Genomic DNA, 22,330 nt, shown 5'->3' on the forward strand with positions numbered 1-22,330 from the left:
GCAAGGCCTTTCGGCCGCCGCGGAATTCGCCTAGTTTGCCGGTTCCACCCCGCGACCATGCGGGGTGGACTTTGGCGTATACAGGGGAGAAACCAATATGTATAAACGCACGGATACCGTTGCCGTCCAGGTCGGGAACCTGACGATCGGCGGCAATAACAAGGTGATACTGCAGAGCATGTGCACGACGAAAACCGCGGATGTCGAGGCCACCGTCGCCGAAATCAAACGGCTGGAGGAAGCGGGCTGCCAGCTCGTGCGCGTGACCGTCAACAACAAGGAAGCGGCGGAAGCGATCAAGGAGATCAAGAAGCGGATCAGCATTCCGCTGGTCGCCGATATTCATTTCGATTACCGGCTCGCCCTGCTGGCGATCGAGAACGGCATCGACAAAGTCCGGATCAACCCGGGCAACATCGGGCGGCGCGAGAAGGTCGAGGCGGTCGTCAAGGCATGCAAGGAGCGCAGCATTCCGATCCGGATCGGCGTAAACGCGGGCTCGCTGGAAAACCATCTGCTGGAGAAGTACGGTTACCCGACGGCTGACGCGATGGTCGAGAGCGCGCTGTTTCATATCGGCATTCTCGAAGAGCTCGATTTCCACGATATTATCGTTTCTCTTAAAGCCTCCGACGTGCCGATGGCGATCGAGGCGTATACGAAAGCGGCGGAAGCGATCCGTTACCCGCTGCACCTGGGCATCACGGAGGCCGGCACGCTGTTCTCCGGCACGATCAAGAGCTCGGCAGGGCTTGGTGTCCTGCTGAACCATGGCATCGGCAATACGATGAGAATTTCGCTCAGCGCGGACCCTGTCGAGGAGATCAAGGCGGCCAGGGAGCTGCTCAAGGTGTTCGGACTGATTACCGACGCGCCGACGCTTATTTCCTGCCCGACCTGCGGGCGTCTCGATATCGATTTGTTCGCGGTCGCGAACGAGGTCGAGGAGTATTTGTCCAAGCTTAAGGTGCCGATCAAGGTATCCGTTCTCGGGTGTGCCGTCAACGGCCCGGGGGAAGCGCGCGAAGCCGACATCGGCATCGCGGGCGCTCGCGGGGAAGGCATGCTGTTCCGCTACGGGGAGATGATCCGCAAGGTGCCGGAAGCGGAGCTGGTCAGCGAGCTGAAAAAAGAAATTGACCAGATCGCGGCGGCGTACGCCGAGACGGGAGTTATACCAGGACGGAGACATGGCTAAATTTGCACAACTATTCAACCGGACAGGCCAGGCCGCGGACGCGTCGTTGTCTGCGGCGGGAGCGGGCGACAGCGTCGCCCGTCCGGTTCAAAGGACGTGAAGGAATTCGTCTTCGATAAGCAAACGATCCGGGAAATGAGCGGCGAAGCGACGTATTTGCGCGGGGAAGCCTACTATCGATCGGGTCAGGTTCTGTCTCTCAGGACGGAAACGGGCAGCAGCGGCGCCGGCCATAGAGGCGTGGTCAAAGGGACGGGAGGCGAGCGATACGAAGTCGAGGTCGAGCTCGGCAAGGACGGAGAGCTGAGGGCGTCCTGCACCTGCGAAGCTTATTCGCCTTTATCGTATTGCGAGCACGTTGCCGCCGTTCTGCTGAAGCTGGCGGACGAACGGGAGGAGAGAGCGCCTGCGGCGGAGGAGGAGATGTCCGGGAAGGACGTCCATCTGACGAAGCAGGTGATCTTTTTATTCGACCGGGCCTTGAGCCGCAGGACGGAAAACGCGCTGCAGACGTTGGAAGAGGAGGCGTGGGAGAAGCGCCGGCTGGGGGTCGAGTTCGGCTTTAAGCTGGTGAAGAGCTTCGGCGGCCGCATGATGTTCGCCGTCTCGATGAAAATCGGACTCTCCCGCATGTACGTCGTCCAGAAAATCAAAGATTTCCTGCGGCATGTCGAGAACGGCACGCAGATGGCGTTCGCCAAGCATTTCTCGTACGATCCGTCCGAGCATGGGTTCGAGAAGCGCGACGAGGCGCTGATCGGGCTGCTGACGGAAGCGATGCACGCCGAGGATACGTACAAGGATTTGCTCCATTCCTTGTCTTCGTATTCCTACCGGGAAGAGAGAATACTGGCCGTCCCTCCCGACGTATGGGAGCGGATGCTTCCTCATCTGCAGCAGGCGAACGTCAGCTTCGAGGACAAGCACGGCGTACACCGGATGGAGCTGGTCGAAGGGGAGCTGCCGATCCGCGCCCGTCTGGACAAAGCGGGAAGCGGCGGCTATCAGCTCGTGTTCGAGGGGCTGAGCAGCGCCGTTTTTCTGGACAACTACGGCGTAGCCGTCACGGGAGGGCTGCTCTTCCGGGGCGATCCCGAGCAGCTGAGGCGCCTTGCAGAGCTGAAGGATATGTTCCAATACGAGTCGGGCACAAGGCTGCTGATTGCCGCGGACCAGCTCGAGACGTTTATCGATCGGGTCGTTCGCGAGCTGAGGACGATGATCCGGGTGGAAATTTCGCCGCATATCGCCGATCGGATCATCAGCCCGCCGCTGGACGCCCGGCTTTATTTGGACATGGAGAAGGACCGGCTGCTCGCGCGGCTGGAATACGTCTACGACGATATCGTCATTACGCCGCTGCCGCAGAAGGCGATCAAGAACGCCAGGGAAGACGTCCTGCTCATGCGCGACCTCGAACGGGAGAATCGCATCATGGCGCTGATCGAACGGGCCGCCTTCAAGTTTAACGGCAAAGAGGTGTATCTCGACCAGGAAGACGAGATGTACGATTTTCTGTACGGCATTCTTCCCCAACTCGGCGACGATGTGGAGGTCTATGCGACCGAAGCGGTCCGCGCGGTTATGCGGGACGCGGAATACGAGCCCCGGGCCCGTCTGGACGTCGACGCGGAAACGAATTGGCTGGAAGTGTCGTTCGACATGGAAGGGCTGGACGAAGACGAGATTCGCAGCCTGATGCGCAACCTGATGGAGCGGAAGAAATATTACCGGCTGCCGGACGGCCGCTTCCTGTCGCTGGAGCAGGAGAGCTTCCGCGACATTAGCCGGCTGTTCGAGGATCTCGATTTCCACAAAACCGAGATGAACGGCGCGCGCATGCGCCTGCCGGCCGTTCGCGGCTTCCAGCTCATGGATCGCTTCGGCGACGCCTCCCGGGGAGTTCAGGTCGGGAAGACGCTGCGCCGGCTGTGGGACAATCTTCGCCACCCCGACAATCTCGATTTCGAGATTCCTCCGGGGCTGGAGCCGATTTTGCGCGATTACCAGAAGTTCGGGTTTCACTGGCTGAAGACGTTGTCCTATTATCGGCTCGGCGGCATTCTGGCCGACGACATGGGCTTGGGCAAGACGATCCAGAGCATCGCGTATATCGTCTCCGAGACGGCGAGTCCCCCGGAAGAAGGGGCTTCCCCGCCGCCGGTGCTGATCGTCTGCCCGGCTTCGCTCATCTACAACTGGGAGAGGGAGATCAAACGGTTCGCGCCTTCGCTCAGAACGGTCGTCGCTGCAGGCGATCCGCAGGAGCGCGAAGGGCTGATGGACGACGGCTTGCAGGACACGGACGTGTGGATTACGTCCTATCCGCTGCTGCGGCGGGACATCGATTGGTACGAGAGGCGGACGTTCCGCGCGCTGTTCCTCGACGAGGCGCAGGCGGTCAAGAACCACGCCTCCCTGACCTCCCACGCGGTAAGACGGCTCCAGGCCGGCCAACGGTTCGCGCTGACGGGAACGCCGATCGAGAACTCGCTCGAAGAGCTGTGGTCGATCTTCGAAGCGGTGTTCCCCGGTCTCTTCGGAAGCCGCAAAGCTTTCGCTGAGCTGCCAAGGGACAAGGTCGCCAGAATGGTCCGCCCGTTCATTCTCCGCAGACTGAAAGGCGACGTGCTGAAGGAGCTTCCCGACAAGATCGAAAGCGTGCAGCCCTCCGAGCTGTCCGCCGATCAGAAGCGGCTGTATCTGGCTTATCTGCAGCGGCTGCAGTCGGACGTCGCCCGGGATCTGTCCGCGGACGGCGGCTTTCAGCGCAACCGGATGAAAATTTTGGCCGGCCTGACCCGCTTGCGGCAGCTCTGCTGCCATCCTTCGCTGTTTCTCGAAGGCTACGAAGGCGGCTCCGGCAAGCTGGAGCAGCTGCTCGAGCTGGTCGAGGAATGCCGGGGAAGCGGCAAGCGGATGCTGATTTTCTCCCAATTCACCTCGATGCTGGACATTATTCGCCAAGAGCTGGACGGCCGCGACGTTCCGTATTTCTACCTCGACGGGGCCACGCCTTCCGCTCGCAGGGTCGAGATGTGCGACGCGTTTAACGGAGGGGAACGGGATCTGTTTCTGATCTCGCTGAAGGCCGGGGGAACGGGGCTGAACCTGACCGGGGCGGATACGGTCGTTCTGTTCGATCTCTGGTGGAACCCGGCCGTGGAGCAGCAGGCGGCGGACCGGGCCCATCGCATCGGGCAGAAGAAGGTTGTTCAGGTGTTCCGGCTGGTGGCGCAAGGCACGATCGAAGAAAAAATGCTGCAGCTTCAGCAGCGCAAGAAGGATCTGATCGAAGAGATCGTGCGTCCGGGAGAAACTTCCCTGTCCGCGCTCACGGAAGAAGATATCCGCGAACTGCTGGAGATCACATGACTATAGGAGCCGACATTCGGGCAATACTACCAAGTATAGCCTGGGTGTCGGTTTTTTTGTTCTGTGGCCGAACGGGGATAACCGGGGTCCGAAGCAGGAACGGGAAGGATGATCGCAAATGAACTTAAGCATGATTCTGATGCTGATTCAAGTTTTTTTCGCCGTCGTGATCGGCGTTTATTTCTGGAACCTGCTGCGCAATCAGAAGAGCAACCGCAGCGCGGTGGACCGCGAATCGCGGAAGGAGATGGACAAGCTGCGGAAGCTGCGGTCGATCTCCTTGACCAAGCCGCTGGCGGAGAGAACGCGGCCGGTGTCGATCACCGACATCGTCGGCCAGAAGGAGGGGCTGCGGGCGCTTAAGGCCGCGCTGTGCAGCAGCAACCCGCAGCACGTGCTCGTCTACGGCCCCCCGGGGGTCGGCAAGACGGCGGCCGCGCGCGTTATTCTGGAGGAAGCGAAGAAGAACAAGCTGTCGCCGTTCCGGCTGGACGCGAAGTTCACCGAGATCGACGCCACGACGGCCCGTTTCGATGAGCGCGGCATTGCCGACCCGCTGATCGGATCGGTTCACGATCCGATCTACCAGGGCGCCGGTGCGATGGGTGTGGCCGGAATTCCGCAGCCCAAGCCGGGAGCGGTGACGAAGGCTCATGGCGGTATTCTGTTCATCGACGAGATCGGGGAGCTTCATCCGATTCAGCTGAACAAGCTGCTCAAGGTGCTGGAGGACCGCAAAGTGTTTCTGGAGAGCGCGTATTATCATGCGGAGGATACGAACATTCCGCTGTATATTCACGACATTTTCCAGAACGGGCTGCCCGCGGACTTCCGGCTTGTCGGAGCGACGACGAGATCGCCGGGAGAGCTTCCTCCGGCGCTGCGCAGCCGGTGCATGGAAGTGTATTTCCGCCCGCTGCTGCCGGGGGAAATCGCCGAGATTGCCGAGAACGCCATTCAGAAGATCGGCTTCGCTCCCCTGCCGGAAGCGCTAGACGTGGTCAAAAGGTACGCGACGAACGGACGCGAAGCGGTCAACATCGTACAGCTTGCGGCCGGGCTGGCGCTTTCCGAGAATCGCGAGCAGCTGACCGGAGCGGACATCGAATGGGTCGTCAACAGCAGCCAGCTGCCTCCCCGCCCCGACCGCAAAGTGCCTTCGAAGCCGCAGGTCGGCTTCGTTAACGGCTTGGCCGTATACGGACCGAGCATGGGCGCCCTGCTGGAGATCGAAGTGTCGGCGATCCCGGCGCAGCGCGGCAAAGGGCAATTCAACATCACCGGCGTCGTGGAGGAGGAAGAGCTTGGCGGCGGCCAGCGGACGCTTCGCCGCAAGAGCATGGCGAAGGGTTCGCTGGACAACGTGCTGACCGTGCTGCGCAGCCACGGCTTCCAGCCGGAGAACTACGACCTGCACGTCAATTTCCCCGGCGGCACGCCGGTGGACGGTCCTTCCGCCGGCGTGGCGATGGCGGTGGCGATCGCTTCCGCGATGACCGGGCGGCCCGTCGATAACAAGCTGGCGATGACCGGGGAGATCAGCATCCACGGCGCGGTTAAGCCGGTCGGAGGCGTCGTCGCCAAAGTCGAGGCCGCGTTCCAGTCCGGAGCCGACACGGTGCTCATTCCGAAGGAAAACTGGCAGGCGATCTTCGACGGGCTCGAAGGCGTCAAAGTCGTTCCGGTCGACCGGATGGAAGATGTGTTCAGGCATGTGTTCGGCGAGACATCGCCCTGGATGGAGAATCCAAGCCAGACGATCGAGCTGCCTGTGGCGGCGGACGCCTTCGCCGCGGCTCCGGCCGGCTCGGTGCTGCACGCCGGAAAGCTGCAGCCCGGCGCCCGGCCCGTCGACGGAGCTTCTCGCGCGCTCGACCGTTAATTGCATTACCGCCAGTCAATTGGCAGCCGTCCCATCGGGGCGGCTGTTTTCGCGCCCGGCCGCCGCGAGGGGAGAGGGCGGCGGCTCCCGTTTTTTGCGGCGAGCGATTACATTTGATACAATGACGAAAGGTTTTGAAATCGTTCCAGAACAGCGAGGTGCGTCATTTATGGGTTCGAGCAAACAGAAGAGCCGTTCCATACCCCTGCTGCCTTTAAGAGGGCTACTCGTATATCCGAGCATGGTGCTCCATCTGGACGTCGGGCGGGAGAAATCCGTCAAGGCGCTGGAGCAGTGCATGATCGACGATCATATGATATTGCTTTGTTCCCAGTCGGAGGTCAACATCGAAGAACCGACGCAGGAGGATATTTACCGGGTCGGAACCATTGCGAAGGTCCGTCAGATGCTGAAGCTGCCCAACGGAACGATTCGCGTGCTCGTGGAGGGCGTAAGCCGGGCCGAGATCGAGCAATACTTGCCGAACGACGAGTTCTACGAGGTGCTGGCCGGCGAGCTTCACGAAACCCAGGCCAACGACTCGGAGCTGGATGCGCTCATGCGCGCCGTGCTCAGCCAGTTCGAGCACTACATCAATCTGTCCAAGAAAGTGACTCCCGAGACGCTCGCCGCCGTGTCCGATATCGAGCAGCCGGGGCGGCTGGCCGACGTCATTACGAGTCACTTGTCGCTCAAGATAAAAGACAAGCAGGAGATTCTCGAGACCGTCGAGATTCGTCCCCGCCTGGAGAAGCTTCTCGATTTTCTCGGCAACGAGCGGGAAGTGCTCGAGCTGGAGCGCAAGATCAGCCAGCGCGTCAAGAAGCAGATGGAGAAGACGCAGAAGGAATATTATCTTCGCGAGCAGATGAAGGCGATCCAGAAGGAGCTGGGAGACAAGGAGGGCCGGGCCAGCGAAATCGAGGAATTGCGCTCGCAGATGATCGAAGCGGACCTTCCGGAGAAGGTCGCGTCCAAAGTGGCGAAGGAGATCGATCGGCTGGAGAAAATGCCGGCTTCCTCCGCGGAAGGGGGCGTTATCCGCACCTACGTCGAGTGGCTGCTGGCGCTGCCGTGGTCGAAGATGACGGAGGACGATCTGGACATCGAAAACGCGGAGCGCATCTTGAACGACGAGCATTACGGTCTCGACAAGCCGAAGGAGCGCGTGCTGGAATATTTGGCGGTGCAGAAGCTCGTCAAGAAGCTGAAAGGGCCGATTCTCTGTCTTGTCGGGCCCCCCGGCGTCGGCAAAACCTCGCTGGCGAAGTCGATCGCCAAGTCGCTGGGCCGCGAATTCGTCCGCGTCTCCCTGGGCGGCGTGCGGGACGAGGCGGAAATCCGCGGACATCGCCGAACGTATGTCGGCGCGATGCCGGGACGCATTCTGCAAGGGATGCGCAACGCCGGCACGTCCAATCCCGTATTTCTGCTGGACGAGATCGACAAGATGGCGATGGATTTTCGCGGCGACCCGTCCTCCGCGCTGCTGGAGGTGCTCGATCCGGAGCAGAACGCGACGTTCAGCGATCATTACGTCGAGGTGCCGTTCGATCTGTCCAACGTCATGTTCGTGACGACGGCCAACGTCGTTCATCATATCCCCCGTCCGCTGCTCGATCGCATGGAGCTGCTGCAAATCCCGGGCTACACCGAGCTGGAGAAGGAGCAGATCGCCGAGCGCCATCTGCTGCCGAAGCAGAAGCGGGATCACGGGCTGGAGGAGGACCAGCTCGTCGTGGAGAACGACGCGCTGCTGTCGCTGATCCGCCACTATACCCGCGAATCGGGCGTGCGGAGCATGGAGCAGCAGCTCGCGTCTCTGTGCCGCAAGGCGGCCAAGGCGATCGTCTTCGATCCTTCCGCCGCGCCGATCGTCGTCGACGCGAAGAAGCTTAAGGAGCTGCTCGGTCCGCCCCGGTTCCGATACGGCATGGCGGAGCAGGAGGACCAGATCGGCTCCGTGACGGGCCTGGCCTGGACCGAGGTAGGCGGCGACACGCTCGTCATCGAGGTGACGATTATGCCCGGCTCGGGCAAGCTGACGCTGACCGGGCAGCTCGGGGACGTCATGAAGGAGTCCGCCCAGGCCGCGTTCAGCTATACGCGAAGCCGCGCCAAGGAATTCGGCATCGATCCCCTGTTCCACGAGAAGAACGACATTCACATTCATATTCCGGAAGGCGCGATTCCGAAGGACGGCCCTTCCGCCGGCATCACGCTCGCGACCGCGCTCGTCTCGGCGCTGACCGGACGCAAGGTGTCCCGCGAGGTCGCCATGACGGGCGAGATTACGCTGCGCGGACGCGTGCTGCCGATCGGCGGGCTGAAGGAGAAGTCGCTCGCGGCCCATCGCGCCGGCATGAAGAAGGTGCTGCTGCCCAAGGACAACGAGCGGGATTTGCGCGACATTCCCGATACCGTGCGGGCGAGCATGACGTTCGTGCCCGTCTCCCATATGGACGAAGTGCTGAGAGAGGCGATGGCGGAGCCTCTGGCGGTCGCGGGGGAATCGGGAGGAGACGAAGAACGTCTCGAAGCGCGCGAGCCGGCGGCCGGACTGGCGCAGCCGGTGGAGGACAAACCGGAGGAAACGCCGCCGCTGAGCACGCACTGAGAGGATAGGAGAACTTTATTTCCATGAAAATCAAGCAAACCGAATTCGTCATCAGCGCCGTAGGCCCGAGTCAATATCCGGAAGGCGATCTTCCGGAGGTGGCTCTAGCCGGGCGCTCCAACGTAGGCAAGTCGTCGCTGATCAACAAGATGCTGCTGCGCCGCAATCTGGCCCGCACGAGCCAGCAGCCGGGCAAGACGCAAACCTTGAACTATTACCGGATCAACGGGGAGCTGTTCTTCGTCGATTTTCCCGGTTACGGGTATGCGCGCGTATCCAAGTCGGAGCGCGAAGCGTGGGGCAAGATGATCGAGCGCTATCTGCGCGAGCGCGAGCCGCTCAAGCTCGTGCTCCAGCTCGTCGACGTGCGCCATCCGCCATCTGCGGAGGACGTAAGAATGTACGAGTGGCTGTCCCATTACGGCATACCGATGATCGTCGTCGCCACCAAGGCGGATAAAGTGTCGCGCTCCCAATGGCCGAAGCATCTGAAGGTGATCCGGACCAGTCTCGGAATGCCGGGTCACGTTCCGCTCGTTCTTTTCTCGTCGGAGACGGGGCAGGGAAGGGACGAATTATGGAGCATGATCGCGCAAGCGGCAGGAATCCCGCTTAATTCCCCCTCAGAACCCGCTAACAACGCGCAGGAAACAGAGAATAACGGGTAAATCTTCGTCTGGATCGCGCGAGGAATCGATTTTTAACCGATTTTTCCGTAAATATCGCGTTTGGATAGCAGGAAACGGCTTGCGATATCGCGTATAATAAAAAGAGTTAGCGCGTACACAATCGCAAGACAAGGGAATTGAGGAGATTTTATGGCTCAACGCGTAGCCACGGAGTATGTCAACGCCAATCTGCAGTTAACGGAAGCCGAAATGCCGAAATTATTCTCGATATGCGAAACCCAGCAGCTTCATTTGCAAGTTTTCGTGCTGGATAACGGCAATCAGGAAGTGGTGCTGGAGGACGAGAGCGTCGGGGAATCGATCCGCCTTACGTTCGAACGCATGGACGGTTGTCTCCGCTGCTCGCTAACGTGCCGTGTCGTCCATCCCAAGCTCGCCAACGCGCTGCGCAATCTTGTGGCGGCTTTCCGGGGAGACGCGGTCGTCAATCGAATTTACCAAGGTTTTACGATGATTTACCATTATATTCAGGGCAAGGTCGCTCGGATTGTGGAGAGCAAGGGCACGAGCCTGCGCACCGTATTCGAGCATCGGGACACGGCCGGAAGCTTGCAATCGCTGTTCGAGCTGGCGTCCGTCGAAGAGGAAATCAACCGGTTAAGGGGCTCGGTCAACGATCTGCTCGATCTGCGCAACGAGACGGCAGACCCCGGACTTATTCGCGAGATCGATCAAAGCTTGAATGATCATAGCCGCATCCTGTTCGCGCTGGAAGCCTGAGCGGAACGGCCGGCGTTCGGGGAGAGCCTTCAGGGCTCTCTTTTTTTGCACGATTCAGAATTTATAAGTTTCACCCTTATCCTTGTCCGTATCGTCTCCGACAAAAACGCGTTCGCCGTCCTAAGGACGCCGCAGGCGTTTTTGCTTGGCTTCGGAGGGCCTGTCCATCGTCGGCAGTCCCACTGTGAGCTTCTGCAGGGAACCCCGAAGGAAGCGATGCACGTTCATTGGCCGACCGCATACACTGGAGTGGCAGCCGTAGACTCTCCCCTATGCGCCGTAGGATTAAAATTCCTTGCAGGGCCGCGGAATGCAGCGATTTTTCCCCCTTTTTAAAAAACTATTGCATTTACCCAGGATAGATGTTATTTTTAGATTCGTTGACAACACAATACATTAGGAACCAGGATTCACTCAAGGAATGCGGTGAGAGCAAATTCCCTCCAAGTGAATGACGTAGGTCCTAGCGGATGAAATCAGTTTCACAATTTTATTCCTAGGAAGGGGGAACCGAAAGATGGAATACTCGACTTTCGGACGGCACGTTGCGGTGGATACATGGGGGGGCAACCTGGAGTTGCTGAACAGTGCGGAACTTCTCCAGTCGCACATGGTGGAAGCGGCGGAAGCATGCGGCGCAACCGTACTCTCGGTTCAAGCGAAACAATTCGAGCCTCAAGGCGCAACCGTACTGGTTATGCTCTCGGAGAGTCATCTCTCCATTCACACGTATCCTGAGAGAGGCTTTGCCGCGATCGACTGTTATACGTGCGGCGAAACCGTGGACCCGCAGCTGGCGATCGATTATCTCGTCGATGTTTTGAAGCCGGAGAAGACCTATGCCAAGAAGCTGGTTCGAGGGCTTGGCGAACTGCAAGTCGAAGAACCGGTCATCAAGCAGGTCGAGCTCGTAAAATAAGCATTCAAGCCATGAGCCGAAGCCGCTCGTGGCTTTTTCTTATGTCCGCATACGAACCGGACAAATCGCCTACAATAGGAAAAGAGCGGAGAAGCGGTTTTCATAAAGTATTCATAATTGGCGGGGAAGCGTCCTTGCAACTGTGCTATAATAAGCGTTGATATACAGGTTAGTCCTTACTTCTACGAAGAAAGCCGGGTGAGTTGCCATGCATCTGATCGTCGTCGGATTAAATTATCGTACCGCTCCCGTGGAGATCCGCGAAAGGTTCGCCTTGTCCGAACGGGAGATGCCGCTTGCTTTGCAAGCGCTCCGGCAGACGACCAGCATTCTCGAAGGAGTAATCGTGGCGACCTGCAACCGAACGGAAATTTACGCGGTCGTAGACAGGCTGCAGCTGTGCGGACATTACATTCGCTCGTTTATGGAGCAGTGGTTCAGCATTCCGCGGCAGCAATTCAACAATCATCTGTACATGTACGAGGACGATCGGGCGGTTCAGCATCTGTTCCGCGTTACCAGCGGCCTCGACTCGATGATTATCGGCGAAACCCAGATTCTGGGCCAGGTTCGCGACGCTTTCCTGCTGGCTCAGGAGGAGCGCGCTACCGGGACGCTGTTCAACCGTCTGTTCAAGCAGGCGGTCACGCTGGCCAAGCGGGCTCATTCCAGCACCTCGATCGGGGAAAACGCGGTCTCCGTCAGCTATGCGGCGGTAGAGCTGGGCAAGCGGATTTTCGGCCGGTTCGATAACAAGAAGGTCATGATCGTCGGAGCGGGCAAGATGAGCGAGCTGACCGCCCAGCATCTGCACGCGAACGGCGCGAAGGAAGTATTTGTCGTGAACCGCACCGTCGAGAAAGCGCATGAGCTGGCGGACAAGTTTCAAGGCGCGGCCATGTCGATGGAGCAGGCGATCGACCGGCTGGCGGAGATGGACATCGTGATCAGCAGCACGGGCGCCGACCGGTTCGTTCTGAACCGCAAGGTCGTGGAGCGGGCGATGGCGTCCCGCAAGAAGAAGCCGCTGTTCTTGATCGATATCGCGGTGCCCAGAGACATCGAGCCGTCGTGCGGGGATTTGCCGAACGTTTTCCTGTACGATATCGACGATTTGGAAGGGATCGTGGAGACGAATATGGCGAAAAGACGTCAAGAAGCGGCGATTATCGAAGAGATGATCGAGCTGGAGCAGGAGGCGTATCGCCAATGGTACGCGACGCTGGGCGTCAGTCCGCTGATCCGGGCGCTGCAGGAGAAGGCCGACGCGATTCACGACAGCACGCTGGAAAGCCTGACGCGCAAGCTTCCGGAGCTGGACGAGCGGCAAATGAAGGTCATTCGCAAGCTCACGAAGAGCATCGTCAATCAAGTGATCCACGATCCGATATTGCGTATTAAGGAACTGGCCGCGGAGAAGCGCAGCGACGAAGCAATGAAGCTGTTCGTGCAGCTGTTCGCGCTCGAAGAGGAAGTGGCGAGGCTGAAAGCGGAAGAGAAAGCCGAGGAGAAATCCCGCAAAGCAAGCTCCGCGCCCGTACTGGACGTCGACAAGCTGTTGACGCAGCTGGCGGGAGCGCTGCAATAAAGCAAGCGGAGGCTGGAGGCGCTGCCCTCATGATTACGCAAGATTGGTTAACCGATGCGGTTCTTTATATTTACGCCCTGAGTCTGCTGTTTTTCGTTTCCGACGCCGCTTCCGGCAATCGGAAGGCGAAAAAGGCAGGAACAGGGCTGCTTGTTTTTGTATGGATTCTTCAGGGGGCGTTCCTCTTAAGTTTCCTGATTGAGAGATTTTCCGTTCCGCAGCTGACAACGAAGGATTATTTGTTTTTCGTATCCTGGATGCTCGTGTCGGTCTCCTTCGTTCTTAACCGGCTCATTCGCGCGGAGCTGCTCGTGCTGCTGGTGAACGTCGTCGGCTTTGCGGTGCTGGCGCTTAACCTGATTCAGCGGCCGAAGCACACCGCGGCGCTGGAGCCGTGGGAGGTGGCGAGAAGGCTGCTGATCATGCATGTCAGCCTGATTACGCTCTCCTTCGCGCTGCTGACGATCATGGCGCTGCTCGGCGCGATGTACCTCTTCCTGCACCGCAAGCTGAAAACGAAAAAGTGGACGCACGTCATGCGCAACATGCCAAGCCTGGAATGGATCGACCGCTACGCGTTCCGGCTGGGGGCGATCGGGGTTCCGCTGCTGCTGCTGTCCCTGTCCACCGGAACGGCGGCGCTGATTCTGGACCACGACCCGGGCAAGCTGTTCGACGGACGGGTGGTGCTGTCGTTTATGGCCGGACTGGTCTATATTTTTTATCTGCTGCGCAAAATGGGCGCCAAGGACGACGGGAAAAGGCTGGCGATCTGGAATCTGCTCGGCTATGCGCTGCTGGTTGTCGGATTTTTCATCGGCTCCTCGTCTTCCTTCCACCAGGTCGTATGAGCCGGGGCAGGGAAATTATCCGGAAAGAGGGAGCGCCGATGGCGAATTGGTATCCGCTGCTGCTTAAGCTGGAAGGGCGCAAATGCGTCGTGTTCGGAGGCGGAGCGGTTGCGCAGCGCAAAGCGGGAGGCCTGCTGGAGACGGGGGCCGACGTTCTTGTCGTCAGCCCGCGGCTTACGCCGGAGCTGCTCGAATGGTCGAGACGGGGCCGGCTGCGCTGGACCGCGCGGGAAGCGGAGGAGAGCGACCTGGACGGGGCCGCGCTGGCATTCGCCGCGACGGATCGTCCCGACCTGAACCGGCGCCTTGCCGAAGCTGCGGCCGGAAGGGGAATACCGGCGAATGTGGCGGACGACGGCGAGAGCGGAGACTTTATCGTGCCGGCGGTTCTGCGAAGAGGGGGCCTCGTATTGACGGCGAGCGCATCCGGAGCCGGGCCGGCGCTGCCCGTCCGCATTATCGGCGAGCTTGCCGAAAGGTACGGGCACGACTACAATGAGAACGTCGAGATTTTGAGAACGATTCGCCGCATCGTCAAGAGCAGCGTCGCCGATCCGGCGGAACGCCGGGCGCTGCTCGGCGCGGCGGTGACGGACGAAGCGCTCGCCGAATGGCGGGCGGCTTCCCGTCTGGACGATGCGGACGGGCTTGTCGCGCGATTGCGGCAGCTCGCGAAACGAACGGAAGGGACGGATACTTCATGCGGAACATAATGGTCGGCTCGAGGCAGAGCGCGCTTGCGCTGACGCAAACGAACCAAACGATTCAATTGTTGAAAGAGCTGTGCGAGAGGGAAAACTTGCCTTATACGTTCGAGGTGAAGCCGATTGTGACGAGGGGCGACCGGATTCTCGACGTCACCTTGTCCAAGGTCGGCGGCAAAGGACTGTTCGTCAAAGAAATCGAGGAAGCGCTGCTGAACGGGGAGATCGACATGGCGATCCACAGCATGAAGGATATGCCGTTCGAGCTGCCCGAAGGGCTCGTGATCGGCGCGATTCCGCGCCGCGAGGACCCGCGGGACTGCATCGTAAGCCGGGGGAACAAGCCGCTCGCGGAGCTTCCCCAAGGAGCGAGAATCGGAACGAGCAGCCTGCGCCGTGCGGCGCAGCTGCAGGCCTACCGGCCGGACTTCCGCATCGAATCGATTCGCGGCAACATCGATACCCGGCTGCGCAAGCTGGAGGACGAAGGCTTCGACGCGATTCTGCTGGCGGCGGCGGGCCTGCACCGGATGGGCTGGAAGGACCGGATTACGGAATACTTGTCTCCGGAAATTTGTCTGCCCGCCGTCGGACAGGGCGCGCTGGCGATCGAGTGCAGAGGCTCGGACCGCGAGCTGCTGGATGTGCTGGATCGCTTGAACGATACGGCGACCGCGCGGGCGGTCGAGGCCGAGCGGCGTCTGCTCGGGCTGCTTAACGGCGGCTGTCAGGTGCCGATCGGCGCGTATGCCCGCCTGGAGACGGAAGATCCCGCCGGCGCTCTGGTGCTGGAAGGGCTGGTCGCTTCGCCGGACGGAAGCCGGCTGCTGCGGGAATCCGCTTCGGGCGGCGAGCCGCTAAAGATCGGTTCGGATACGGCGGAAGCGCTGCTCGGCCGCGGCGCGGGCGATCTGCTGGCGGAAGCGAGGGAATAGACGGGGATGGCTCAAGGGAAAGTCTATTTGGTCGGCGCCGGTCCCGGCGATCCGAAGCTGATTACGATTCGCGGACTCGAAGCGCTGAAGCGCTCCGACGTCGTCGTATTCGACCGGCTGGCCGGGCCCCATCTGCTTAATTACGCGCGGCCCGACGCGGAGAGAATTTACGTCGGCAAGCTTCCGGACCGCCATACGATGAAGCAGGAGGAAATCAACCGCCTGCTGGTCGACCTGGCGCTGCAAGGCAAAACGGTCACCCGGCTGAAGGGCGGAGATCCGACCGTGTTCGGGCGCGTCGGCGAAGAGGCCGAGCTGCTTAGAAAAAACGGCATCGTTTATGAGATTGTTCCGGGCATCACATCGGCGATCGCGGTTCCGGCGTACGCGGGCATTCCCGTCACCCACCGGGATCTCGCCTCGTCTTTTTCCGTCATCACGGGTCACGAAAGTCCGGACAAGCTCGATCATTCGATCTATTGGGACAAGGTGACCAACGCGACGGGGACGCTTGTCTTCCTGATGGGCGTGGCCAAGATCGGATATATCAGCGAGCAGCTGATCAAGCACGGCCGAACGCCGGAGACGCCGGTGGCGCTCGTGCAGTGGGGAACCAGAGCCGAGCAGCGGACCGTCGTCGGAACGCTGGGCGACATTGAAGCGAGGGTGAAGGCGGCGGGCCTTCAGCCTCCCGCCGTCATCATCGTCGGCGATGTGGTCAAGCAGCGTGAGACGCTCTCTTGGGTCGAGAGCAAGCCGTTGTTCGGACGGCGTATTCTCGTTACGCGCGCGCGTTCGCAGGCGAGCGAATTGATGGAGAGAATCGACGAGCTGGGCGGGGAGCCGTACGAATTTCCCGTTATCGAGACGAAGCTGCCGGCGGGCGAGCAGGCCGAACGGGAGATCGAGCGGGCGCTGGCCCGCGCGGAGGAGTACGACTGGGTCATGCTGACGAGCGTGAACGGGGTCGATTATTTTTTTCGCTGGCTGGATCGGTTCGGGGTCGACGTTCGTCGGTTCCACCGGGCCCGGTTCGCGGCGGTCGGCCCGAAGACGGCCGAGGCGCTGGGACTTAGGGGAATCCGCGCCGATCTGCTGCCGGAGAGCTTTCACGCCGAGGGTTTGCTGGACAGTCTGGGGGATCAAGTGAAGGAAGGACAGACGGCGCTGCTGCCGCGAGGCGATCTGGCCCGGAAGGTTTTGCCGGAGGAGCTCGGGGCGAAGGGCGTGCGGACAGTCGAGATCGACGTCTACGACACGGAATTATCCGTTCCTCGCGATATTTGGCTGCCCGGCATGCTGGAGAACGGCGAGATTCACACCGTTACGTTTACCAGCTCGTCGACGGTGGTTAATCTGTTCGAGGCGCTCCGCCGCTTGGGCGTCGAGGATCCTCGGCAGGCGTTGTCCCGCTGCGAGATCGCGTGCATCGGCCCCGTCACGGCGAAGACCGCCGAGCGGCACGGCCTGAGCGTATCCGTCGTGCCGGACGATTATACGATAGACGGTTTGGTGCAAGCGCTGGTAGAGGCAAGGCGCCATACGAAGGGAGAATGAGATTTATGGCTTATCCGATTGTGCGTAATCGCAGATTAAGAGGCTCCGCCGGTTTGCGCGGTCTCGTCAGGGAGACTCAGCTAGATGCGGAAGATTTTATGATGCCGATCTTCATCACGGAGGGCGAAGGGGTGCGGGAGGAGATTTCCTCGATGCCCGGCGTCTATCATTGGTCGCTCGATACGATGGAGCGGGAGCTGGCCGAGCTGACGGAAGCCGGCGTCCGGTCGGTCATGGTGTTCGGCGTGCCGGATCGCAAGGATGCGCTCGGCACGTCCGCTTACGACGACAACGGCATTGCCCAGAGAGCGATTCGCAAAATGAAGGCCCTCTATCCGGAGCTGGTCGTCGCCGCGGATAACTGCCTGTGCCAGTATACCGATCACGGGCATTGCGGCGTCGTCCATACGACGGAATGCGGCGCGGAGATCGATAACGACGAATCGCTGGAGCTGCTGGCGCGCACGGCGGTGTCGCAGGCGCGCGCGGGCGCCGACATCATCGCTCCGTCCAATATGATGGACGGCTTTGTCCTGGCTATTCGCAAGGCGCTGGACGAGGCCGGATTCGAGAGCGTGCCGATTATGTCCTATTCGGTGAAATATTCGTCCGCTTACTACGGTCCGTTCCGCGAAGCGGCTCATTCCGCGCCGCAGTTCGGAGACCGCAAGACGTATCAGATGGACCCGGCGAATGCCCGCGAGGCGCTGCGCGAAGCGCAAAGCGATATCGACGAGGGCGCGGACTTCCTGATGGTCAAGCCGGCGCTGGCTTATCTGGACGTCATACGGATGCTGAGGGACAGATATGCGCTGCCGATCGTGGCGTACAACGTAAGCGCGGAGTATTCGATGGTCAAAGCCGCGGCCAAGATGGGCTGGATCGACGAGAAAGCGATCGTGCTGGAGACGCTGATCGGCATGAAGCGCGCGGGAGCGGATCTGATCATCACGTACCACGCCAAGGATGCCGCGCGCTGGCTTCGGGGAGATTAGTTAGGGGATCGTCGGGGACGGCTTAGCCGCGAAGCTTATCGAGGTTAAGCTTGTACTCTCCCAGATCGAATTGCAGGACGCCGCGCGTCTCCAATTCGCGGATGACTGCGGTCAGGACGGTCTTGCTTACGCCGGCCAGCTGGGCCAGCTCGTCGTAGTTCAGGGACATGGAGATGGCGATGACGTTGCCCTCGCGTTTGCCGCTGCGATTGGCGAGCGCGATCAAATTTTTGAGCACCCTCGTCCGGCCGTCCAGAAACGTCAAGTCGTTGACGTGCTCGTTGGTGGCCCGCAATCTTCGGCAGAGCTCAACGAGAATTGCCCGGGTAATATCGAAATGGGTCTCCAGCAAGCTCATGAACTGCTTGGAGGTCAGCTCCAGCACGGTCGTCTTCTCCAGCGTCTGCGCGGAAGCGGAGCGCGGCCCGCCGTCGAGCAAGGACAGCTCTCCGAAGCTCTCCCCGCCGTTCACGAGCGACAGCACCTTCTCCTCTCCGCCGGCGCTTCTTGTGAACAGCTTGATGGAGCCGCTTAGCACGACGTAGAAGGTAAGGCCCATATCTTTTTCATGGAACAGGGTTGTGCCGGCGTTGAACGTTTTTCTTTGGGAGATGCGCACGACTTGCTCCAATTGCTCGTCGTTCAGGTTGTCGAAGAGCGATACTTTTTTCAGCCATTCGATCATGAAACCGTCTCTCCTTCTCATTAAATGCGGCTTTCGTTCGGTAGGAAGGCATAACAGCCGTATCCAGTTTAACATAGCCTTTTCCAATTCTGATAGTAGGATGTGACGAAAATGAGCGAAAAACGGCGAATTCGCGTCGATTCCCGTTCCAAAACGGAGTTCGAGCGCGCCAAGCGCGTCATTCCGGGCGGGGTGAACAGTCCGGTGCGGGCGTTCAAGTCGGTGGGTCTGACTCCGCTTGTGATCGAGCGGGGGGAAGGAAGCCGCATTACGGACATCGACGGGCAGACGTATGTCGATTACGTGCTGAGCTGGGGACCTCTGATCGCGGGTCACGCGCATCCGGAAGTCGTCGAGGCGATCAAGCGGACGGCGGAAAAAGGCACGAGCTTCGGCGCGCCGACCGAATTGGAGACGCTGATGGCGGAGCTCGTCTGCGAGCGGGTGCCTTCCGTCGAGGTGGTGCGGATGGTCAATTCCGGCACGGAAGCGACGATGAGCGCCCTCCGGCTGGCGCGCGGCTATACGAAGAGAAGCAAAATCCTGAAGTTCGAAGGCTCCTATCATGGACATGCGGACAGCCTGCTCATTAAGGCCGGCTCCGGCGTCGCCACGCTGGGACTGCCGGACAGCCCGGGAGTTCCGGAGAGCGTAGCGTCTCACACGCTGACCGTTCCTTACAACGATCTGAATGCCGTGAAGCTGGCTTTCGAGCGTTACGGGGAGGACATCGCCGCGGTGATCGTCGAGCCGATCGCCGGCAACATGGGCGTCGTTCCGCCGCTGCCGGGCTTTCTGTCCGGTCTTAGGGAGGTAACGAGCCGCTACGGCAGCCTGCTCATTTTCGACGAAGTCATGACCGGCTTCCGGGTGCACCTCAATTGCGCGCAAGGCTTGTACGGGGTCACACCGGATTTGACCTGTCTGGGCAAAGTAATCGGGGGCGGACTTCCGGTCGGCGCCTACGGGGGCAAGCGGGAGATTATGGAGCGGATGGCTCCGGTCGGCCCAATCTATCAGGCGGGAACGCTGTCGGGCAATCCGCTGGCGATGGCGGCCGGCTACACGACGCTGAAGCTGATGACGCAGGAAGCTTACCAGCTGCTGGAGCGGCTGTCCGGCCGCCTGCAGGCCGGCCTGCAGCGCAATGCCGACGAGGCGGGCGTTCCGATGACGATCAACCGCGTCGGCTCCATGGTGTGTCCTTTCTTTACCGACAAGCACGTCATTAATTACGATGTCGCCAAGACGTCCGACACGGAGCGGTTCCGCGACGTGTTCCGCCGGCTGCTGGACAACGGCGTCAACATTGCCCCTTCCCCGTTCGAAGGATGGTTCGTGTCGATCGCGCATTCCGAGAGCGACATCGATTTTACGATCGAAGCGCATCGTTCCGCGCTTGCCAAGCTTTAGTTACCGCTCGTTGCGCGGCTGCAGCCTCTGCCATTCCCGGCAGAGGTTGTTTGTATTTTCAGTCATGCCCGCCCATCCCGGGCATATAGATAATTAATGAATTGCATAGGTGCCGGTCTTATCGGCCGGACGCCGATGCCGAAAGGAGGACTTCGTCGTGACGGACCAGTTGAACGGGTTGCGCTTCGACATTTACGAACGCGTGCATCTTCCTGACGATGTAGCCGCAATCGAAGAGCTGGAAGAAATCGAATTGGTACCTCATATGCAAGCTCTGCCTCAAGACGACCAAGTGCTGTTGAGAGGGCATTTGCTGTTGTCGGGGGTGTACCGCGCCCAAGGCGGCAGCGGCTTGTCCCAGCTCGAGCACTGGATTCCGGTGGAGATCGGCCTCCCCCTTAACCGGATTCAGAGCGTGGAGGAGCTGGCGGTGGAGATCGACAACTTTGACGTGGATCTGCTGACGACCCGCTCGCTGAACGTGACGGGGGTGCTGGCGCTGCGCGGGCTGCAGCTGCAATCCGCCCAGAGCCCGATCTGGCGGGACGACAGCTTTACGGTCGTGCATCAGGCGCAGCCGGAGGACGATGAGGATGCGGCGCAGCTCAGGTCGGCGGGGGAGCTCGCGCTTGAAAACGGGGTCGAGCGGGAGGCCGCAGGGGCGGACGCTGCCCAGTCCCTTGCAGCGGAGGGACCGGCCGAGCAGGAGCGCGTTGACGAATGGGGGCTGCAGCAGGAGACCGACGCGGCGCTCGCCTACGAGGCTTCGAAGGAAGCCAAGGAGGCGAAGGAAAGCAGCTGGCTGTCGATGTTCCAGCATCTGGAGGAATCGAGAAGCGATCAGGCCGATGCGCTGCAGGAGAAAATAGCGGAGGCGTCTCCCGATCCCGCCGGAGAGACTGTCCAATGGGGCGATCTGTCGAATGGGAGGATCGCGGCCGAGGAGCAGCTGGCCGATGCCGGCGCTGACGGCTCCTCGCTCGAAGCAAATGGAGCCGAGGCCGGAATCCCAGCCGATTCTGCGCCGGAGACTGCGGCCGAGCCTCCGGCGGCCGAAGAGAAGCCGGACCTTCGGGTCGCGCTGGGAGGCAAGCCTCTCGAATCGCCGGCGGAATATCCGTCCTCCGGAGTCGGTCTGCTCTCCCAGCTTGGAGAGAAGGGCGCGAAACGGGAGGCGCAGCTCCGCGACCAGGAAGCGGCGGCTCAGGCGGCGGAGCAGCTGGCGCAGTCGGCCAACACTCCGGCCCAGGGCAGCACGGGGGACGAAATCGAGTGGACGCGACTGTTCCTCAACAGCGGCTCGGAGGGACAATCGTTCCGCAAAGTCCGAATGTGCATCGTCCAGCGGGAGGAGACGCTCGAATCCATCGCCACCCGTTACAATCTCCAGACGCGCGAGCTTCAGCTCTACAACCGCCTGCAGGAGCCTTATTTGTCGGAAGGGCAAGTGCTTTACATTCCGTAACCGCATGGTAAAAAGGACGGCGCTGTTTGCTGTGCAGACAGCGCCGTACGATGTTCTAAGGAATCGGTTATCTGGCCCGGGAAATCGGCGATTTGGCGTCCAATGTTCTAAGGAATCGGTTATCTGACCCGGGAAATTGGCGTTTTGGCGTCCGATGTTCTAAGGAATCGGTTATCTGACCCGGGAAATCGGCGATTTGGCGTCCGATGTTCTAAGGAATCGGTTATCGTCCCGGGGAAATCGGCGTTTGGGCGTCAGATGTTCTAAAGAATCGGTTATCGTCCCGGGGAAATCGGCATTTTGGCGTCGGATGTTCTAAGGAATCGGTTATCATCCCGGGGAAATCGGCATTTTGGCGACTAATGTTCTAAAGAATCGGTTATCGCTATCGCCAACTGCAGGTTACTCCTCGGATGATCGACTCACCTCACTAATATTGATTTTAATTGCTCAAAACCCGCTCAAAGCTCCAATGTGGCACCCAATGCCTCACGAGAAACTCCAAAGTCCACCGCTAATCCGAGCAACCCCTCCGAGAAACTCCCTAAGCTACTTTTAAGTTCACCAATGTTCCGAGCCCCCAAGCTCCCACTAAGCCAACCAATGCCCTCCCAAGCCCCCCAAGCTCCCACTAAGCCGACCAATGCCCTCCCGAGCCCCTTAAGATACCGCTAAGCCCACCAATGCCCCCCAAGACTCCTAAGATACTGCTAAGCCCACCAATCCAGATTTTCCCC

At 60.3% G+C, this 22,330-nt stretch carries 16 protein-coding genes; 15 read left to right on the plus strand and 1 reads right to left on the minus strand.

Annotation, left to right across the window (positions count from 1 at the left end; genetic code table 11):
* Window positions 1–97: 97 nt before the first annotated feature.
* From ispG to hemB, 13 genes are all read left to right on the plus strand, one after another.
* On the plus strand, window positions 98–1,198 hold the full coding sequence (gene ispG / locus ACFFT4_RS29730) for a flavodoxin-dependent (E)-4-hydroxy-3-methylbut-2-enyl-diphosphate synthase (RefSeq protein ID WP_378052754.1): 1,101 nt from the start codon (window positions 98–100) through the stop codon (window positions 1,196–1,198).
* 96 nt (window positions 1,199–1,294) lie between these two features.
* On the plus strand, window positions 1,295–4,573 hold the full coding sequence (locus ACFFT4_RS29735) for a DEAD/DEAH box helicase (protein ID WP_378052755.1): 3,279 nt from the start codon (window positions 1,295–1,297) through the stop codon (window positions 4,571–4,573).
* A 118-nt stretch (window positions 4,574–4,691) separates the two neighbouring features.
* Window positions 4,692–6,455 carry an ATP-dependent protease LonB gene (gene lonB, locus ACFFT4_RS29740; protein WP_378052756.1) on the plus strand — a complete coding sequence of 588 codons (1,764 nt, stop codon included), beginning with the start codon at window positions 4,692–4,694 and terminating at the stop codon, window positions 6,453–6,455.
* 169 nt (window positions 6,456–6,624) lie between these two features.
* Window positions 6,625–9,072, plus strand: a complete 2,448-nt coding sequence (gene lon, locus ACFFT4_RS29745; RefSeq protein ID WP_378052757.1) for an endopeptidase La — start codon at window positions 6,625–6,627, stop codon at window positions 9,070–9,072.
* A 23-nt stretch (window positions 9,073–9,095) separates the two neighbouring features.
* Entirely contained in the window at window positions 9,096–9,740 is a 645-nt protein-coding gene (gene yihA / locus ACFFT4_RS29750) for a ribosome biogenesis GTP-binding protein YihA/YsxC (RefSeq protein ID WP_378052758.1), read from the plus strand.
* 150 nt (window positions 9,741–9,890) lie between these two features.
* Window positions 9,891–10,481, plus strand: a complete 591-nt coding sequence (locus ACFFT4_RS29755; RefSeq protein WP_378052759.1) for a non-ribosomal peptide synthetase module — start codon at window positions 9,891–9,893, stop codon at window positions 10,479–10,481.
* A gap of 517 nt (window positions 10,482–10,998) precedes the next feature.
* Window positions 10,999–11,400: an adenosylmethionine decarboxylase gene (gene speD, locus ACFFT4_RS29760; protein ID WP_378052760.1), complete on the plus strand. Its 402-nt coding sequence runs from the start codon at window positions 10,999–11,001 to the stop codon at window positions 11,398–11,400.
* 208 nt (window positions 11,401–11,608) lie between these two features.
* Complete coding sequence (hemA, locus tag ACFFT4_RS29765; protein ID WP_378052761.1) at window positions 11,609–12,988, plus strand: glutamyl-tRNA reductase; 1,380 nt, start codon at window positions 11,609–11,611, stop codon at window positions 12,986–12,988.
* Between the two features lie 29 nt (window positions 12,989–13,017).
* The gene (gene ccsA, locus ACFFT4_RS29770; RefSeq protein WP_378052762.1) at window positions 13,018–13,839 is read left to right on the plus strand and encodes a cytochrome c biogenesis protein CcsA; all 822 of its coding nucleotides are present in this window, start codon (window positions 13,018–13,020) and stop codon (window positions 13,837–13,839) included.
* 38 nt (window positions 13,840–13,877) lie between these two features.
* Complete coding sequence (locus ACFFT4_RS29775; RefSeq protein ID WP_378052763.1) at window positions 13,878–14,552, plus strand: precorrin-2 dehydrogenase/sirohydrochlorin ferrochelatase family protein; 675 nt, start codon at window positions 13,878–13,880, stop codon at window positions 14,550–14,552.
* On the plus strand, window positions 14,540–15,478 hold the full coding sequence (gene hemC, locus ACFFT4_RS29780; RefSeq protein ID WP_378052764.1) for a hydroxymethylbilane synthase: 939 nt from the start codon (window positions 14,540–14,542) through the stop codon (window positions 15,476–15,478). The genes ACFFT4_RS29775 and hemC overlap by 13 nt, the downstream gene beginning before the upstream one ends.
* Before the next feature lie 6 nt (window positions 15,479–15,484).
* Entirely contained in the window at window positions 15,485–17,035 is a 1,551-nt protein-coding gene (gene cobA, locus ACFFT4_RS29785) for a uroporphyrinogen-III C-methyltransferase (RefSeq protein ID WP_378052765.1), read from the plus strand.
* 5 nt (window positions 17,036–17,040) lie between these two features.
* Window positions 17,041–18,030 carry a porphobilinogen synthase gene (gene hemB / locus ACFFT4_RS29790; RefSeq protein ID WP_378052766.1) on the plus strand — a complete coding sequence of 330 codons (990 nt, stop codon included), beginning with the start codon at window positions 17,041–17,043 and terminating at the stop codon, window positions 18,028–18,030.
* Between the two features lie 22 nt (window positions 18,031–18,052).
* Here hemB and ACFFT4_RS29795 read toward each other — a convergent pair whose 3' ends face one another.
* Entirely contained in the window at window positions 18,053–18,715 is a 663-nt protein-coding gene (locus ACFFT4_RS29795) for a Crp/Fnr family transcriptional regulator (protein WP_378052767.1), read from the minus strand.
* Window positions 18,716–18,826: 111 nt separating this feature from the next.
* On the opposite strand from ACFFT4_RS29795, the gene hemL reads away from it, so the two are divergent.
* Window positions 18,827–20,128, plus strand: a complete 1,302-nt coding sequence (gene hemL, locus ACFFT4_RS29800) for a glutamate-1-semialdehyde 2,1-aminomutase (protein WP_378052768.1) — start codon at window positions 18,827–18,829, stop codon at window positions 20,126–20,128.
* Window positions 20,129–20,285: 157 nt separating this feature from the next.
* Window positions 20,286–21,593: a LysM peptidoglycan-binding domain-containing protein gene (locus ACFFT4_RS29805; RefSeq protein ID WP_378052769.1), complete on the plus strand. Its 1,308-nt coding sequence runs from the start codon at window positions 20,286–20,288 to the stop codon at window positions 21,591–21,593.
* The last annotated feature ends 737 nt before the right edge of the window (window positions 21,594–22,330 follow it).

The sequence above is a fragment of the Cohnella cellulosilytica genome (genome assembly GCF_042431195.1).
Classification (GTDB): Bacteria; Bacillota; Bacilli; order Paenibacillales; family Paenibacillaceae; genus Cohnella; species Cohnella cellulosilytica.